Raw genomic sequence first — 14,335 nt, forward strand, 5'->3', positions numbered from 1 at the left:
GTGCTCCGATGTCCGTACAGCCAGCGACCCAACCGAAAATCGCCATCAGCGCCTGCTTGATGGGGGCCGAGGTGCGTTTTAACGGCGGGCACAAGGAATCACGGTTGTGCAGCCGAACCCTCACTGACTATTTCGATTTCGTCCAGGTGTGTCCGGAAGTCGCCATTGGCCTGGGCATTCCTCGCGAACCGATCCGCCTGATCGGCGATCCCGAACGTCCCGAAGCCGTCGGCACCGTCCACCCCGAGATCAACGTCACCCGTCCGCTCGCCGAGTACGGTCAGAAAATGGCCGCGGAACTGGACGACATCTGCGGCTACATCTTCATGCAGAAATCGCCTTCCTGCGGTCTCGATCGGGTCAAGGTCTACCACGCCAACGGGTCGCCGGTGGACGGTGGTGGTCGCGGCATCTACGCCCAGGCCTTCTGTGCCCAGCACCCGGACTTGCCGGTGGAAGAAGATGGCCGTCTCAACGACCCGGTGCTGCGCGAAAACTTCCTTACCCGCGTGTTCGCCTACAGCGCCTGGCAGCAGTTGCTGCAAGAAGGCCTGACCCGGCGCGGCCTCACGGACTTCCACTCGCGCTACAAATACCTGCTGATGGCCCACAACCCGGTGCAATACAAAACCCTGGGTAACCTGCTGGGCAACATGGGTCAGACCGATCCTGCGGACATCGGCCCGCGCTATTTCAGCGAGTTGATGTCGGCATTGAAAAAATGCGCCACGCGCCGCACCCACACCAATGTGCTGCAACACATCAGTGGTTACCTCAAACAGGTCATCAGCCCTGAAGACAAGCAGGAAATGCAGCACGTCATCGCCCAATACCGGCTTGGCGTCGTGCCGCTGGTGGTGCCGTTGACGCTGCTCAAACATTTCTTCCGCCAACACCCGGATCCGTATATTGCGCAACAGGTTTACCTTCAGCCGCACCCGGAGAACCTCAGCCTGCGAAACGCAATCTAATGAAAAGCCCACTCGACACCAGCGCCCGGGAAGACCTTGGCGATGACTTCAAGAAAGCCCTCGACGAAGGCTGGTTGCCGATTCGCGAAGTGGCGCGCCAGACCGGCGTGAACGCCGTGACCTTGCGCGCCTGGGAACGACGTTACGGGTTGATCGTGCCCCAGCGCACGCCCAAGGGGCATCGCCTGTTTTCTGCCGAACACGTGCAACGGATTTTGACGATCCTCACCTGGCTCAATCGCGGCGTGGCCGTCAGCCAGGTCAAGCAACTGCTCGACACGCCGCAAGCCTTTACCGAAGCCATCGAAAACGATTGGCAGGTGCTGGGCCAGACGTTGCTGCAAGCGGTAACCCAACTGAACGAACGCACGCTTGATGACACCGTCAATCAAGCCATGGCGCTGTATCCGCCACGCACTTTGTGCGAACAACTGCTGATGCCGTTGCTGGCGGAACTGGAGCAACGCTGGCAAGGCCAGTTCGGCGCGCAGATGGAGCGGGTATTTTTCTTTTCCTGGCTGCGCAGCAAATTCGGCGCACGCATCTACCATAACAATCGTCAGTTACGCACCGCCCCGCTGCTGTTGATCAATCAGTCAGACCTGCCACTGGAACCTCATCTGTGGCTGACCGCGTGGCTGATCAGCAGCGCCGATTGCCCGGTGGAAGTCTTCGACTGGCCGCTGCCGGTGGGCGAGCTCGCACTGGCGGTCGATCACCTGCAAGCCCGCGGCGTACTGCTGTATTCCAGCAAAGCCATGAATCTTTCGCAGTTGCCGAAACTTTTGAGCGGCGCCAGTTGCCCAAAAATAATCGCCGGACCAACGGTATGCATTCACCACGCCGAGTTGTCCGCAAAAACGACTGAGATCGCTGATTTATTCCTGGCCGAAGACCCGTTATCGGCTCACCAGGAACTGGTCAAGCGTGGGCTGATTTAATGGATACCGCCATGCAATTGATCTGGCTGCGCAGCGACTTGCGCCTACACGACAACACCGCCCTCTCGGCTGCCGCAGCGCGCGGCCCGACGGTGGCGGTGTACCTGTTGAGCCCGCAGCAATGGCTGGAACACGATGACGCACCGTGCAAAGTGGATTTCTGGCTGCGCAACCTGCGTGAGCTGAGCCGCGCGCTGGGCGAATTGAACATTGCGCTGCTGGTCCGCCAGGCGCCTCGCTGGGATGAAGCGCCGAAGGTTCTGCTCGAACTGTGTCAGCAATTGAACGTTGAGGCGGTGCACGTCAACGAGGAATACGGGGTTCATGAAAGCCGTCGTGATGCGGCGGTAGCCGAAACGTTGAAGGCCAACGGCATCGACTTCTTCAGTTACCTCGATCAGTTGCTGTTTAAACCCGGCACCGTGCTGACCAAGACTGGCACTTACTTCCAGGTCTTCAGCCAATTCCGCAAGGTCTGTTACGAACGCCTGCACCGATCACTGCCAGGTCAGGTGATCGCCCCCATGGCCCAGGCGCCGGTGGACCTCAGCAGCGACACGATCCCGTCGAGCGTTGAAGGGTTCGAAACGCCCAGCGACAGCTTGCGCAAGCTCTGGCCAGCCGGTGAAGCCGAAGCCCGCCGCCGCCTCGACACCTTCGCCGACGCGCAAATCGACTACTACAAGAACGAGCGCGATTTCCCGGCCAAACCCGGCACCAGCCAGCTTTCGGCCTATCTCGCCGCCGGGGTGATTTCCCCTCGTCAGTGCTTGCACGCTGCCCTGCAAAGCAATCAAGGCGAGTTCGAAAGCGGCAAGGTCGGCGCCGTCACCTGGATCAACGAGCTGCTGTGGCGCGAGTTCTACAAACACATTCTGGTGGGTTACCCACGGGTCTCGCGTCATCGCGCCTTCCGGCCGGAAACCGAAGCCCTGGCCTGGCGCGACGCTCCGGAAGAACTGCTGGCCTGGCAGCAAGCCCGTACCGGCCTGCCAATCATCGACGCGGCCATGCGCCAATTGCTCGAGACCGGCTGGATGCACAACCGCTTGCGCATGGTGGTGGCGATGTTCCTGACCAAGAACCTGCTGATCGACTGGCGCGAAGGTGAGCGGTTCTTCATGCGCCACTTGATCGACGGCGACCTGGCGGCGAACAACGGTGGCTGGCAGTGGAGTGCGTCCACGGGCACTGATTCGGCCCCTTATTTCCGTATTTTCAATCCACTGAGTCAGTCGGAGAAATTCGACGCCGAAGGCGTGTTCATCAAGCACTGGTTGCCGGAACTGGCCGGGCTGAACAAGAAAGAAGTGCACAACCCGGCGAACCTCGAAGGCTTGTTCGGTGTTGCGGATTATCCATCGCCAATCGTCAATCTAAGTAAATCCCGCGAACGTGCACTGGCTGCATTCAAGAACCTGCCCTCGCGACAACATGCCGGAGGCGCTCATGAGTGATTTCCTGGAGCATTTTGCCCGGCAGTTCGCGCAGTTGGACAAAGACAATTTACAACGCCTCGGTGAGCTCTATGCCGATGACGTGCACTTCACCGATCCGCTGCACGACGTGCAAGGGCTCGGACAGTTGCGCAGCTACTTCGCCGAGCTCTACGCCAACGTCACCGAACTGCGTTTCGATTTTCGCGGCTTCGATCAGACCGGTGAAGGCGAAGGGTATCTGCGCTGGGTCATGAGTTACCGCCATCCACGCCTGAGCGGCGGCCAGTTGATTCACGTTGACGGCTGCTCGCACCTGCTCTGGCGCGACAAGGTTTATCGCCACCGGGATTATTTCGATGCCGGGGCACTGCTTTATGAGCACTTACCCGTATTGGGTCGGGCGATTTCGTGGCTGAAAAGGAGAATGGGATGAGCCTTACACCTCCACGGCGATACTGGCTGACGGGCGCCAGCAGTGGCATTGGCGCCTCGCTGGCCGAAGAAATTCTGAAAACCGGCGCTCACCTGGCCGTGAGTTCGCGCTCCATAGCGGTACTGAAAGTCTTGTCCCTGCGTTATCCCGGGCAAGTGCTGGTGGTGCCTGGCGATCTGACCGACAGTCAGACGGTGCGCGAAATCGGCGAACAAATCGCTCATGAATGGGGCTCTCTGGACACGGTCATCCTCAACGCCGGCACCTGCGAATACGTCGACGTTCAGCAGTTTGATGCGTCGATCGTCGAGCACGTGGTGCGCACCAATCTGCTCGCGAGCGCCTATTGCATCGAGGCCGCTTTGCCGCTGTTACGCAAGGGCACTGCGCCGCATCTGGTGGGCGTCGCCAGTTCAGTAACCTATTTGCCGTTGCCTCGGGCCGAAGCCTATGGCGCGTCGAAGGCCGGGCTGCGCTACCTGTTCGAATCCCTGCGCATTGACCTTGCGCCGGAAGGCATCGAAGTCACGGTGGTCAGCCCGGGGTTTGTAGAGACCCCGCTGACGGCGAAAAACGATTTCCCGATGCCGCTCAGTTGGCCAGTGGCCAAAGCCGCACGGCACATCTTCGCCAAGCTCAAGCACCGTCCACTGGAAATCGCCTTCCCGGGACTGTTTATGGCTGCGCTCTGGCCCCTGTCGAAAATGCCCGCATGCGTGAAACTGGCAATCGGCAAACGCATGGTGCGCAGCAGTCCACCGATCAAGGATGTGCCGTGAACATCGCCATTATCGGCAGCGGGATCTCGGGGCTGACCAGCGCCTACCTGCTCAATCGCAGGCATGAGATCACCCTGTTCGAGGCCAGCGACTGGATCGGCGGTCACACCCACACCGTGGACGTGACCGTCGATGATCAGCGCTACGCCGTGGACACCGGTTTCATTGTGTTCAACGACTGGACCTACCCGAATTTCATTCGCCTGCTGGGCCAGATCGGCGTCGCGTTCAAACCGACGCAAATGAGCTTTTCGGTGATGGACCCGGACACCGGGCTTGAGTACAACGGCAACACTCTCAACAGCCTGTTTGCTCAACGCCGCAACCTGTTGTCACCAGGGTTTTGGGGCATGTTGCGCGACATTCTGCGCTTCAACAAAGAGGCGCAGCGCGACCTCGCCGAGGGTCGGATTGCCGCCGACACCACGCTGGACGAGTATCTGAAAAACGGCCGCTATGGCGAACGCTTCATCCTCCATTACATCGTGCCGATGGGTGCGGCGATCTGGTCGATGTCCATGGCCGACATGCTCGGTTTCCCGCTGCAGTTTTTTGTCAGGTTTTTCAAGAATCATGGCCTGCTGTCCGTCAGCAATCGCCCGCAATGGCGGGTGATCGAAGGCGGCTCAAGTGCCTACATCGGGCCATTGACGGCGACCTTTAACGAGAAGATCCGTCTCGACTGCCCGGTGACCCGGGTCGAGCGCGATGAGGATGGCGTCGTTATCCACAGCGCCGCCGGCCGCGAGCGATTCGACAAAGTGGTGTTTGCCTGCCACAGCGATCAAGCCCTGAAACTCTTGGCCAAGCCGAGCGATGCCGAACACTCGATCCTCAGCGCCCTGCCCTACGCCGACAACGAAGTGGTGCTGCACACCGACACAAGGATGCTGCCCACACGAAAACTGGCCTGGGCCAGCTGGAACTATCGCCTCGGTGGCCCGGGCCACACGCAGGCCGCCGTCACCTATGACATGAATATCCTGCAAGGCATCCAGAGCGACACGACGTTCTGCGTCAGCCTCAACCAGAGCGCGGGCATCAGCCCGAGCAAAGTGCTCGGCAAATACACCTACGCCCATCCGCAATTCAGCCTGGCCGCCGTCGCCGCGCAAAACCGCTGGGAGGAACTGGACGGTGCGCAGCATTCTTACTATTGCGGCGCCTATTGGGCCAACGGTTTCCATGAAGACGGCGTGGTCAGCGCGTTGCGCGTTGCCCGCTCGTTTGGCGAAGTGTTGTGAACAGCGCCCTCTACAGCGGCTGGATCGCCCATCGGCGGTTCGCCCCAAAGCCTCACGCCTTCCGTTACCGGATCGGTCTGCTGTACCTGGACCTCGACGAACAGGACGCCGTGCTGGGTTTGTCGCCGCTCTCGGGCAGCAGTCGCTTCGCACCGTTCTCGTTTCGTGAGAGCGATTATCTCAAGGCCTATACCGGCAACGGCACGCGCTTGATTGAAGCGGTGCGCCAACTCGTCAGCCAGGCCATCGGCCATGCACCGCAAGGTTCGGTCTACCTGCTGACCCAGGCGCGCAGCTGGGGCCTGTCGTTCAACCCGGTGAGTTTTTTCTACTGCCATGAGGCTGACGGGCAACTGGCGGCGATTCTTTGCGAAGTCACCAACACCCCTTGGCGCGAGCGTTATCACTATGTATTGCCGGCCAAGACCCCGACGAACCTGAGCGACTTCCATCAACATTTTGCTGTGGCAAAGGCGTTCCACGTCTCGCCGTTTTTGCCGCCGGATCTGGAGTACCGCATGAGTTTCAGCCCCGCCGCAAAAAAGCTCGGCGTGCACATGGCGGACTGGCAGGGCGAACTGAAATTGTTCGACGCCACGCTCAACCTCAAACGCGAAGCACTGGATCGCGCCAGCCTGCACCGTTACTTGCGGCGCTTTCCATGGATGACGGCGAAAACCTGCCTGGCGATCTATTGGCAGGCTCTGCGCTTGTTGTTCAAACGCGCACCGATCTTTGCTCATCAGGCTGCCGATGGCAGCTTCCAGACCGCCATGGTGCCTCCCAAGGATCGCCGTCATGAAATCCTCTAGTGCCTCGGCCAAAGTCAATCTGCTCAGCACCAACGGCCTGACCGGGTCGTTGCTGCGCCGTGGCGTACTACGGCAACTGAAGCACCTCAAGCATGGACAACTGGTGGTCATCGAAAACGGTGAACGGCAGGTCTTCGGCACCGCAGGCAGCTCATTGATCGGGGAGATCCATATCCTCGACGCGGCGGCGTGGGGACTGGTGGCGGGCAACGGGTCGATCGGCGCTGGCGAAGCGTATATCCATGGTTATTGGAGTTCTCCGGACCTGACCGCGGTGGTTCGCGTGTTTGTCAGCAACCTTGAAGTGCTGGATGCGCTGGAAGGCGGCCTGGCGAAACTCGGCCGGCCCTTCGTCCAAGGGCTGCACTGGCTCAATCGCAACACGCGCAAAGGCTCGCAGAAAAACATCGCCGCCCACTACGACCTGGGCAACGACCTGTTCGAACAGTTTCTCGATCCCACCATGATGTATTCCGCCGCGCAGTTCCTGACGGATGAAGACAGCCTGGAACAGGCGCAGTTGAACAAGCTGGAGCGGATCTGCCAGAAACTCGCGTTGAAGCCCAGCGATCACTTGCTGGAAATCGGCACCGGCTGGGGCAGCATGGCGCTTTACGCGGCGCAGCATTACGGCTGTAAGGTCACCACCACCACGCTTTCAAAAGAGCAGTACGCCTTTACCGCACAACGCATCGAAGCCCTCGGCCTGCAAGAACAGGTCACGCTGCTGCTCAAGGATTACCGCGACCTCACCGGGCAGTACGACAAACTGGTGTCGATCGAGATGATCGAAGCGGTCGGCCATCGCTTCCTGCCGGTCTATTTCAAGCAGTGCGCGCAGTTGCTCAAAAGCAACGGCTTGATGCTGTTGCAGGCGATCACTATCCGTGAACAGCGCTACGAACAGGCCAAGGGCAGTGTCGATTTCATTCAGCGTTACATTTTCCCTGGCGGCGCCCTGCCCTGTGTGCAGAAGATGCTGGAAGTCATCAGCCGCGACACCGACATGAATTTGCTGCACATGGAGGATTTCGGCCTGCACTACGCCCGGACCCTGCGCCTGTGGCATGAGAATTTTCGCCGCGCCCAGGGCCGTTTGATCGAGTTGGGCTACGACGATTATTTCCTGCGCTTGTGGGAATTCTATTTGTGCTACTGCGAAGGGGGATTTCTGGAACGCACCATCGGCACTGCGCAATTGCTGCTGGCCAAACCGTCGGCGATGCCCGCGCCGCTGCTGGGTCGTTTCGATGCGTGAGCGGGTAGCCAATGCCGCGTTGTTTCAGCTCGGCTGGTTTGCCTGTGTGCTGGGCGGCAACAGCCTGTGGTTGTTAGTGGCGCTGGCGGCGCTGGTGATTCATCTGCTGTGGATAAGTCGCTGGGCTGATGAGGGCCGACTGATCCTCAGCGTTGTGTTGTTGGGCACCACCGTCGACAGCACATTGCGCTGGTTGGGGGTGTTCGACTTCGCCGATGTCGCGCCCTTGATTCCGCTGTGGTTGATGCTTTTGTGGGCGTTACTGGCAACGACCTTGCGCCATTGCCTGCAATGGACCGCAAACCCCTGGTGGCTCGGCAGCCTGCTGGGCGCCGTGGGTGGACCAGTGTCCTATTTCGCCGGTGGGCAACTGGCGGACGTGCAGTTCCCCTATGGTCAGGTGCCCACGTTGGTGGGCCTCGGGCTGCTCTGGGCCTTGCTGTTTCCCGCACTGCATTTCATGGCGCAACGGCTGGCGGCGGACACTCGCAGCTAAGCGTCCGTCAGGCCTTTCACACAGCATCGGCCCACTGCCTTACACTGCGCGGCATGAAAACCATTCCCCACACGCAAATCGCCGAGCCGGCCGTCACATGCTCGACCTGTGCAGCCTGCTGCTGCCAGCTCGAAGTCATGCTGATCACCGACACGGGCGTGCCCGAACGATTTATCGATACCGATGATTGGGGCGGGGAAGTCATGCTGCGCCTGGATGACGGCTGGTGCGCTGCGCTGGATCGCAACAGCATGATGTGCACCATCTACGAAAAACGCCCGCTGATCTGCCGGGAATTCGAGATGGGCGCACCGGAATGCATCGATGAGCGCCAAGGGATAACCACGGCGTATCGCTGAAAGTCAGGCCATTGAAGATCTATTGTGAGAGCGGGCTTGCTCGCGAAAGCGGTTTAACATTCAACATTGATGTTGACTGACAGTCCGCTTTCGCGAGCAAGCCCGCTCCCACATTTGACCGAGTCCAGCCTTACAACGGCATCGTGTAGTGCAGCGCGTAGCTTTCTACACCGTTGTTCGGGCTACTGAGCCCGGCATTGGAATAGTGCGTCGCACGAATCCCGACTTCATGCCCGCCCGCAAAGCGCAGGCCAAAGCCGAACCGGTCTTCGAACTGAAAGGCACTGCCGAGTTGATTGTTTTCGACTTCAGTATTGGCGAACACCGCGACGCCAACGCCCAACTCCACGTAGGGCTTGACGGTCTGGCCGGAAAATTCGTAAACCAGCACCGGCGAGAACGACAGGCTGTGGTTGCTGGAGGACTCGTCGCCGTCCCAGTAGGTGTAGGCGCCGCTCCAGTAACCGGTCAAACGACCGACATCACTCTGCAACCAGCTCTTGTCCCAATCGAATTGCATGCCCAATCGATAGGTCATGGTCGACTCGCTGGTCTGGCCGACCGCGAACTCCACGCCTGCTGCCTGTGCGGTAAAACTGTGCCCCATCAGTGCGGCCGCAATCGCGGCCAAGCAGAATAGTCGCTTCATTAGAAACATCCTTTTCCGAACGATTTCGTAAGGTTTTTTTTGTTGCTCACCGCTATAGAAGTCGACGTTTAATCAGAAGTTCACCCCAATTATTCGTTTGCCCCAGGATTTTTGTTTACCCCTTGAAGCTTTGCACAACGCCGGCGGTATTCCACAGGATCGGCAAGATATTTCTGAAGTGCTCCGGATCGGCACTCGTCCAGAACTGCGCAGCACGTGCAGGTCCTTCGGCGAGCAATTCACGCTCGGCCAACAAGCGCTGAAGTTGCCGCGCCACAGCGGCGCCGGTATCAATCAAGCTGATGTCATCGGGGATCATCTGCTTAAGCAATGGCTTTAGGAAGGGATAATGCGTGCAGCCCAGAATTATTGTGTCGCACCCGGCGCCGAGCAGCGGCCCGACGTACCCGGCCAGCAAATGACGCAATGCCTCACTGTGCAGATCGCCATTTTCAATCAGCTCCACCAGGCCGGGGCACGGCTGAGTGATGACTCGAACGTCCGTGGCGAATCGATCGAGCAAGGCGGCGAACTTGGCGCTCTGCAACGTGCCGGTGGTGGCGAGCACACCCACCACACCGCTGCGGGTGGCGGCAGCGGCAGGTTTGACGGCGGGCTCCATGCCAACGATGGGCCACTCGGGATAATCGCGTCGCAAGTCTGCAACGCCAGCGACGGTCGCCGTGTTGCACGCCAGCACCAGAGCCTTCGCGCCCTGCTGCTGGAAGAATTCGGCCATCACGCTGCAACGCTGCTGGATGAATGCCGGGGTTTTCTCGCCATAAGGAATGTTGCCGCAATCGGCGACGTACAGCAGAGACTCGTTGGGCAGCAAACGCTGGATCTCGGCCAATACCGAAAGCCCGCCGACGCCGGAGTCGAACACGCCGATCGGCGCTTCACGCATGTTTCGAACCACAGACGCTGCAGCCCGGATCACGCTTGACCCGTAGTTCACGGAAGCGCGAGCCCAAGGCATCGATCAACAACAGGCGCCCCACCAGTGGTTCGCCGAAACCCACCAGCAATTTCAGGGCTTCCAGCGCCTGGAGACTGCCCACCAACCCAACCAGTGGACCGACGACGCCGGCTTCACTGCAGGTCAATTCGGCTTCGCTGCCGTGACCGTATAAACAGTGGTAACACGGGCTTTCCGGGCGGCGCGGGTCGAACACCGACAATTGCCCTTCAAGACGAATCGCCGCGCCGCTGACCAGCGGTTTGCCGGCGGCAACGCACGCGGCATTGACCGCTTCGCGGGTGGAAAAATTGTCGGAGCAGTCCAGCACCAGGTCCACCGCAGCCACGGCGGCGGCCAGGGAGTCTTCGTCCAGCGCGGTGCGATGGGCGATCAATTGGATCTCGGGATTGATTGCGCTCAAACGGCGGATCGCCGAATCGACTTTGCTCAGGCCAACGCTGTCGGTGTCGTGAACAATCTGGCGTTGCAGGTTGGTCAGGTCGACCGTGTCGAAGTCCGCCAAATGCAACTCACCGACACCGGCAGCGGCCAGGTACAGCGCCACCGGCGAGCCGAGGCCGCCGAGGCCGACGATCAATACGCGGCTTTCTTTCAGTCGCAGCTGGCCGTCGATGTCGACGTGTTGCAACAGAATCTGCCGGCTATAGCGCAACAATTCCTGATCATTCAGCACGGCAGGCGCCCCAGGCTGATACGTTCGTGACCGCCCAGATCGGTGCGGCTGTGGACTTCTTCAAAGCCGCGGGTCAGCAGCAAATCGCGTACGGCCACGGCTTGATCGTAACCGTGTTCGAGCATCAGCCAGCCACCCGCCTCCAGATAATCCGGCGCCTGGGCGACGATCAGACGCAAATCGTCGAGCCCGTCGACACCGGCGACCAAGGCGCTGGCCGGTTCAAAGCGCACATCACCTTCCACCAGATGCGGATCGGCGGAAGCGATGTAAGGCGGGTTGCTGATGATCAATTGAAAACGCTGACCTTCCAGGGCGCTGAACCAGTGGCTGCTCAGCACGATGGCGTTGTTCAGGTGCAGGCGCTGACGATTGCGCTCGGCCAGCGCCACGGCTTCGAGCACGCGATCCACGGCGGTCACTTTCCACGCCGGACGTTCGCTGGCCAGAGCCAAGGCAATGGCGCCGCTGCCGGTGCCGAGATCCAGGACCTTGGCCGGTGTCGCAGGCAATAATTCCAGCGCGGCTTCCACCAGCAATTCGGTATCCGGGCGCGGGATCAGCGTGTGCGGCGCGACTTCCAGATCAAGCTTCCAGAACCCTTGCTGCCCCAGAATGTAGGCCACTGGCTCACCGCCACGACGACGTTGCAGGAATTCAGCAAATTTCAGCGCCGCTTCGCTCGGCACGATGCGTTCCGGCCAGGTGTGCAGAAAGCTGCGGGACTTGCCCAAGGCCGCGGCCAGCAACAATTCGGCATCCAGCCGCGCCGTGGGCGAATCGGGCAAATCGGCGGCGCGCAACAAACTGGCAATGATCGTCATTTACTCACCTATCGCTGCCAATTGATCGGCCTGGAACTCGGCCAGTAACGGTTCGATCACCGCTTCGACGCCACCCGCGAGGATTTCGTCGAGGGAATACAGCGTCAAGTTGACCCGGTGATCGGTCACCCGGCCCTGAGCAAAGTTGTAGGTGCGGATGCGCTCGGAGCGATCACCCGACCCGACCAGCAACTTACGCTCGCTGGCGATCGCATTGGCGGCGGCGCTGGTCTGCTGATCGTTGAGTTTGGCCGACAGCCAGGACATCGCCCGGGCGCGGTTCTTGTGCTGGGAACGTTCTTCCTGGCACTCGACGACGATACCGGACGGCAAGTGCGTGATGCGGATCGCCGAGTCGGTCTTGTTGACGTGCTGGCCGCCGGCACCGGAGGATCGATAGGTATCGACCCGCAAATCCGCCGGGTTGATCTCGATCGTTTCCTGCTCATCCGGCTCAGGCAACACCGCCACGGTGCAGGCCGAGGTATGGATGCGACCCTGGGATTCGGTAGCCGGAACCCGTTGCACGCGGTGCGCGCCGGATTCGAATTTCAGTTTGCCGTAAACGTTCTCGCCTTCAACCCGGGCGATGACTTCTTTATAGCCGCCATGCTCGCCGATGTTCTCGGAGAGGATTTCCACCCGCCAGCCGCGACGCTCGGCGTAACGCGAATACATGCGGAACAGGTCGCCGGAGAAAATCGCCGCCTCGTCACCGCCGGTGCCGGCACGGATTTCGAGAAACACGTTGCGCCCGTCATTCGGGTCCTTGGGCAGCAGCATGCGCTGCAGGCTGGCTTCGATGTCGATCAGTTGCTCTTTGGCTTCGCGAACTTCTTCCACGGCCATTTCACGCATGTCCGGGTCGCTGTCCTTGAGCAGTGCCTGGGCGCCTTCGAGGTCGCCTTGCACTTTGAGCAGCTGTTTATAGGTGGCGACAATCGGTTCGACTTCCGCGTATTCCTTGGAATAGGTGCGGAACTTGTTCTGATCGGAAATGACTTCGCCATCGCCAAGCAAGGCGGTCAATTCCTCGAAACGGTCCTGGAGGATGTCCAGCTTATTGAGCAGTGACGCTTTCATTGCGGTTTCTTATCCGAAAAGCTATCCGATGAGCCCTCATTCAGGGCAAAGAGTTCCTGGGCCATGGCCAGCGCATCGAGGCGGCCTTCGGCAGAGAGCTTTTTCAACTGCACGCTCGGGGCGTGCAAGAGTTTGTTGGTCAGGCCACGTGCCAATTGCACCAGCACGTCTTCGGCGCTGCTGCCGTTGGCCAGCATGCGCTGGGCCTTCTGCAATTCTTCGTCGCGCATGCGCTCGCTTTGTTGGCGATAGGCCTTGAGCACATCCACCGCCGCCAGCTCACGCAAGCGGACCATAAAATCTTCGGCACCGACCGAGACCATCTCTTCGGCCGCCTGGGCTGCACCCTGCCGGCTCTTGAGGTTCTCGGCGACCACTTCGTGGAGATCATCGACGCTGTAGAGGTAAACGTCGTCCAACTCGCCGACTTCTGGCTCGATATCGCGCGGTACGGCGATGTCTACCATGAAGATCGGTTTGTGCTTGCGCAGTTTCAAGGCGCTTTCCACGGCGCCTTTGCCCAGGATCGGTAACTGGCTGGCAGTGGAACTGATCACGATGTCGCTGCGCACCAGCTCGGCCGGGATGTCCGAGAGCAAAACGGCATGGGCGCCAAACTGCTCGGCCAGGATGCTCGCGCGTTCCAGGGTCCGGTTGGCGACCACGATACGCTTCACACCCAGTTCATGCAGATGACGGGCGACCAGGGTGATGGTCTCGCCGGCACCAATCAGCAAAGCCTGGCTGCGTTGCAAGTCACTGAAAATCTGTTTCGCCAGGCTGACCGCGGCAAACGCCACGGACACCGGGTTCTCGCCGATGGCCGTGTCGGTGCGCACCTGCTTGGCGGCATTGAACGTCGCTTGAAACAAGCGCCCAAGCAACGGACCGATGGTGCCGGCCTCACGCGCTACGGCGTAGGCCGATTTCATCTGGCCGAGAATCTGCGGTTCGCCCAACACCAGCGAATCGAGCCCGGAAGCGACCCGCATCATGTGACGAACTGCCGCATCATCTTCGTGCACATAAGCGCTCGCGCGCAGCTCTTCGAGGCTCAAATGGTGATAATCGGCCAGCCAGCGCAAGATGATGTCAGCCGAAAGGTGATCCTGTTCTATATACAGTTCACTGCGATTGCAGGTGGAAAGGATCGCAGCTTCGCGGCTGTCGGTGAGTCGGCAGAGCTGCTGCAAGGCCTCCACCAGCTGCTCAGGGGTAAAGGCCACGCGCTCGCGGACGTCTACTGAAGCAGTCTTGTGGTTGATACCGAGTGCAAGGAAGGCCATTCAAGGTCGCTGATGGTGACGTGAAGCCGGCAATTGTCCTACTTCGACAGAGCCAGAACAACTACCGCTGACTATTGTCCCAATGACCTGCCTCTATAAAGGCATC

16 protein-coding genes are annotated in these 14,335 nt (G+C 60.1%); 10 read left to right on the forward strand and 6 right to left on the reverse strand.

The window, feature by feature from the left end:
• Positions 1-8: 8 nt before the first annotated feature.
• The 10 genes from ACA060_RS24155 to ACA060_RS24200 are packed head-to-tail and all read left to right on the forward strand — an operon-like array spanning position 9 to position 8,732.
• The gene (locus ACA060_RS24155; RefSeq protein WP_109634782.1) at positions 9-971 is read left to right on the forward strand and encodes a YbgA family protein; all 963 of its coding nucleotides are present in this window, start codon (positions 9-11) and stop codon (positions 969-971) included.
• Positions 971-1,912, forward strand: a complete 942-nt coding sequence (locus ACA060_RS24160; RefSeq protein WP_497313665.1) for a MerR family transcriptional regulator — start codon at positions 971-973, stop codon at positions 1,910-1,912. Before ACA060_RS24155 ends, ACA060_RS24160 begins: the two co-directional genes overlap by 1 nt.
• A gap of 11 nt (positions 1,913-1,923) precedes the next feature.
• The gene (phrB, locus tag ACA060_RS24165; protein ID WP_497313667.1) at positions 1,924-3,369 is read left to right on the forward strand and encodes a deoxyribodipyrimidine photo-lyase; all 1,446 of its coding nucleotides are present in this window, start codon (positions 1,924-1,926) and stop codon (positions 3,367-3,369) included.
• Positions 3,362-3,784 (forward strand): nuclear transport factor 2 family protein, encoded by a 423-nt coding sequence (locus ACA060_RS24170; RefSeq protein WP_109634785.1) that lies wholly within the window; start codon positions 3,362-3,364, stop codon positions 3,782-3,784. Before phrB ends, ACA060_RS24170 begins: the two co-directional genes overlap by 8 nt.
• A complete protein-coding gene (locus ACA060_RS24175) occupies positions 3,781-4,563 on the forward strand; it encodes an SDR family NAD(P)-dependent oxidoreductase (protein ID WP_109634787.1) in 783 nt (260 codons plus the stop codon). Before ACA060_RS24170 ends, ACA060_RS24175 begins: the two co-directional genes overlap by 4 nt.
• A complete protein-coding gene (locus ACA060_RS24180) occupies positions 4,560-5,807 on the forward strand; it encodes an NAD(P)/FAD-dependent oxidoreductase (protein WP_109634789.1) in 1,248 nt (415 codons plus the stop codon). The genes ACA060_RS24175 and ACA060_RS24180 overlap by 4 nt, the downstream gene beginning before the upstream one ends.
• Positions 5,804-6,619, forward strand: a complete 816-nt coding sequence (locus ACA060_RS24185) for a DUF1365 domain-containing protein (protein WP_497313670.1) — start codon at positions 5,804-5,806, stop codon at positions 6,617-6,619. The genes ACA060_RS24180 and ACA060_RS24185 overlap by 4 nt, the downstream gene beginning before the upstream one ends.
• Positions 6,606-7,877, forward strand: coding sequence for a class I SAM-dependent methyltransferase (locus tag ACA060_RS24190; protein WP_497313672.1), 1,272 nt, complete (start codon positions 6,606-6,608; stop codon positions 7,875-7,877). Before ACA060_RS24185 ends, ACA060_RS24190 begins: the two co-directional genes overlap by 14 nt.
• Positions 7,870-8,373 (forward strand): DUF2878 domain-containing protein, encoded by a 504-nt coding sequence (locus ACA060_RS24195; RefSeq protein ID WP_497313674.1) that lies wholly within the window; start codon positions 7,870-7,872, stop codon positions 8,371-8,373. The genes ACA060_RS24190 and ACA060_RS24195 overlap by 8 nt, the downstream gene beginning before the upstream one ends.
• A 53-nt stretch (positions 8,374-8,426) precedes the next feature.
• Positions 8,427-8,732: a YkgJ family cysteine cluster protein gene (locus ACA060_RS24200; RefSeq protein ID WP_084320418.1), complete on the forward strand. Its 306-nt coding sequence runs from the start codon at positions 8,427-8,429 to the stop codon at positions 8,730-8,732.
• A gap of 130 nt (positions 8,733-8,862) precedes the next feature.
• Here ACA060_RS24200 and ACA060_RS24205 read toward each other — a convergent pair whose 3' ends face one another.
• From ACA060_RS24205 to hemA, 6 genes are all read right to left on the reverse strand, one after another.
• Complete coding sequence (locus ACA060_RS24205; protein ID WP_109634796.1) at positions 8,863-9,381, reverse strand: acyloxyacyl hydrolase; 519 nt, start codon at positions 9,379-9,381, stop codon at positions 8,863-8,865.
• 115 nt (positions 9,382-9,496) lie between these two features.
• Positions 9,497-10,288 carry a glutamate racemase gene (gene murI, locus ACA060_RS24210; protein WP_497313677.1) on the reverse strand — a complete coding sequence of 264 codons (792 nt, stop codon included), beginning with the start codon at positions 10,286-10,288 and terminating at the stop codon, positions 9,497-9,499.
• Complete coding sequence (locus tag ACA060_RS24215) at positions 10,281-11,036, reverse strand: molybdopterin-synthase adenylyltransferase MoeB (protein WP_461955693.1); 756 nt, start codon at positions 11,034-11,036, stop codon at positions 10,281-10,283. Before ACA060_RS24215 ends, murI begins: the two co-directional genes overlap by 8 nt.
• Entirely contained in the window at positions 11,030-11,860 is an 831-nt protein-coding gene (gene prmC, locus ACA060_RS24220; protein WP_497313679.1) for a peptide chain release factor N(5)-glutamine methyltransferase, read from the reverse strand. The genes ACA060_RS24215 and prmC overlap by 7 nt, the downstream gene beginning before the upstream one ends.
• Positions 11,861-12,943 carry a peptide chain release factor 1 gene (prfA, locus tag ACA060_RS24225; protein ID WP_219094342.1) on the reverse strand — a complete coding sequence of 361 codons (1,083 nt, stop codon included), beginning with the start codon at positions 12,941-12,943 and terminating at the stop codon, positions 11,861-11,863.
• The gene (gene hemA / locus ACA060_RS24230; protein WP_046053450.1) at positions 12,940-14,229 is read right to left on the reverse strand and encodes a glutamyl-tRNA reductase; all 1,290 of its coding nucleotides are present in this window, start codon (positions 14,227-14,229) and stop codon (positions 12,940-12,942) included. The genes prfA and hemA overlap by 4 nt, the downstream gene beginning before the upstream one ends.
• Positions 14,230-14,335: the final 106 nt, after the last annotated feature.

It is taken from the genome of Pseudomonas sp. LBUM1671, from assembly GCF_059695685.1.

What these genes read in the sequence shown, in the direction of transcription:
- ACA060_RS24155 (WP_109634782.1), top strand. Translation starts at nt 9, where the DNA reads ATGTCCGTACAGCCAGCGACCCAACCGAAAATCGCCATCAGCGCCTGC.
- ACA060_RS24160 (WP_497313665.1), top strand. Translation starts at nt 971, where the DNA reads ATGAAAAGCCCACTCGACACCAGCGCCCGGGAAGACCTTGGCGATGAC.
- phrB (WP_497313667.1), top strand. Translation starts at nt 1,924, where the DNA reads ATGCAATTGATCTGGCTGCGCAGCGACTTGCGCCTACACGACAACACC.
- ACA060_RS24170 (WP_109634785.1), top strand. Translation starts at nt 3,362, where the DNA reads ATGAGTGATTTCCTGGAGCATTTTGCCCGGCAGTTCGCGCAGTTGGAC.
- ACA060_RS24175 (WP_109634787.1), top strand. Translation starts at nt 3,781, where the DNA reads ATGAGCCTTACACCTCCACGGCGATACTGGCTGACGGGCGCCAGCAGT.
- ACA060_RS24190 (WP_497313672.1), top strand. Translation starts at nt 6,606, where the DNA reads ATGAAATCCTCTAGTGCCTCGGCCAAAGTCAATCTGCTCAGCACCAAC.
- ACA060_RS24195 (WP_497313674.1), top strand. Translation starts at nt 7,870, where the DNA reads ATGCGTGAGCGGGTAGCCAATGCCGCGTTGTTTCAGCTCGGCTGGTTT.
- ACA060_RS24200 (WP_084320418.1), top strand. Translation starts at nt 8,427, where the DNA reads ATGAAAACCATTCCCCACACGCAAATCGCCGAGCCGGCCGTCACATGC.
- ACA060_RS24205 (WP_109634796.1), bottom strand. Translation starts at nt 9,381, where the DNA reads ATGAAGCGACTATTCTGCTTGGCCGCGATTGCGGCCGCACTGATGGGG.
- murI (WP_497313677.1), bottom strand. Translation starts at nt 10,288, where the DNA reads ATGCGTGAAGCGCCGATCGGCGTGTTCGACTCCGGCGTCGGCGGGCTT.
- prmC (WP_497313679.1), bottom strand. Translation starts at nt 11,860, where the DNA reads ATGACGATCATTGCCAGTTTGTTGCGCGCCGCCGATTTGCCCGATTCG.
- prfA (WP_219094342.1), bottom strand. Translation starts at nt 12,943, where the DNA reads ATGAAAGCGTCACTGCTCAATAAGCTGGACATCCTCCAGGACCGTTTC.
- hemA (WP_046053450.1), bottom strand. Translation starts at nt 14,229, where the DNA reads ATGGCCTTCCTTGCACTCGGTATCAACCACAAGACTGCTTCAGTAGAC.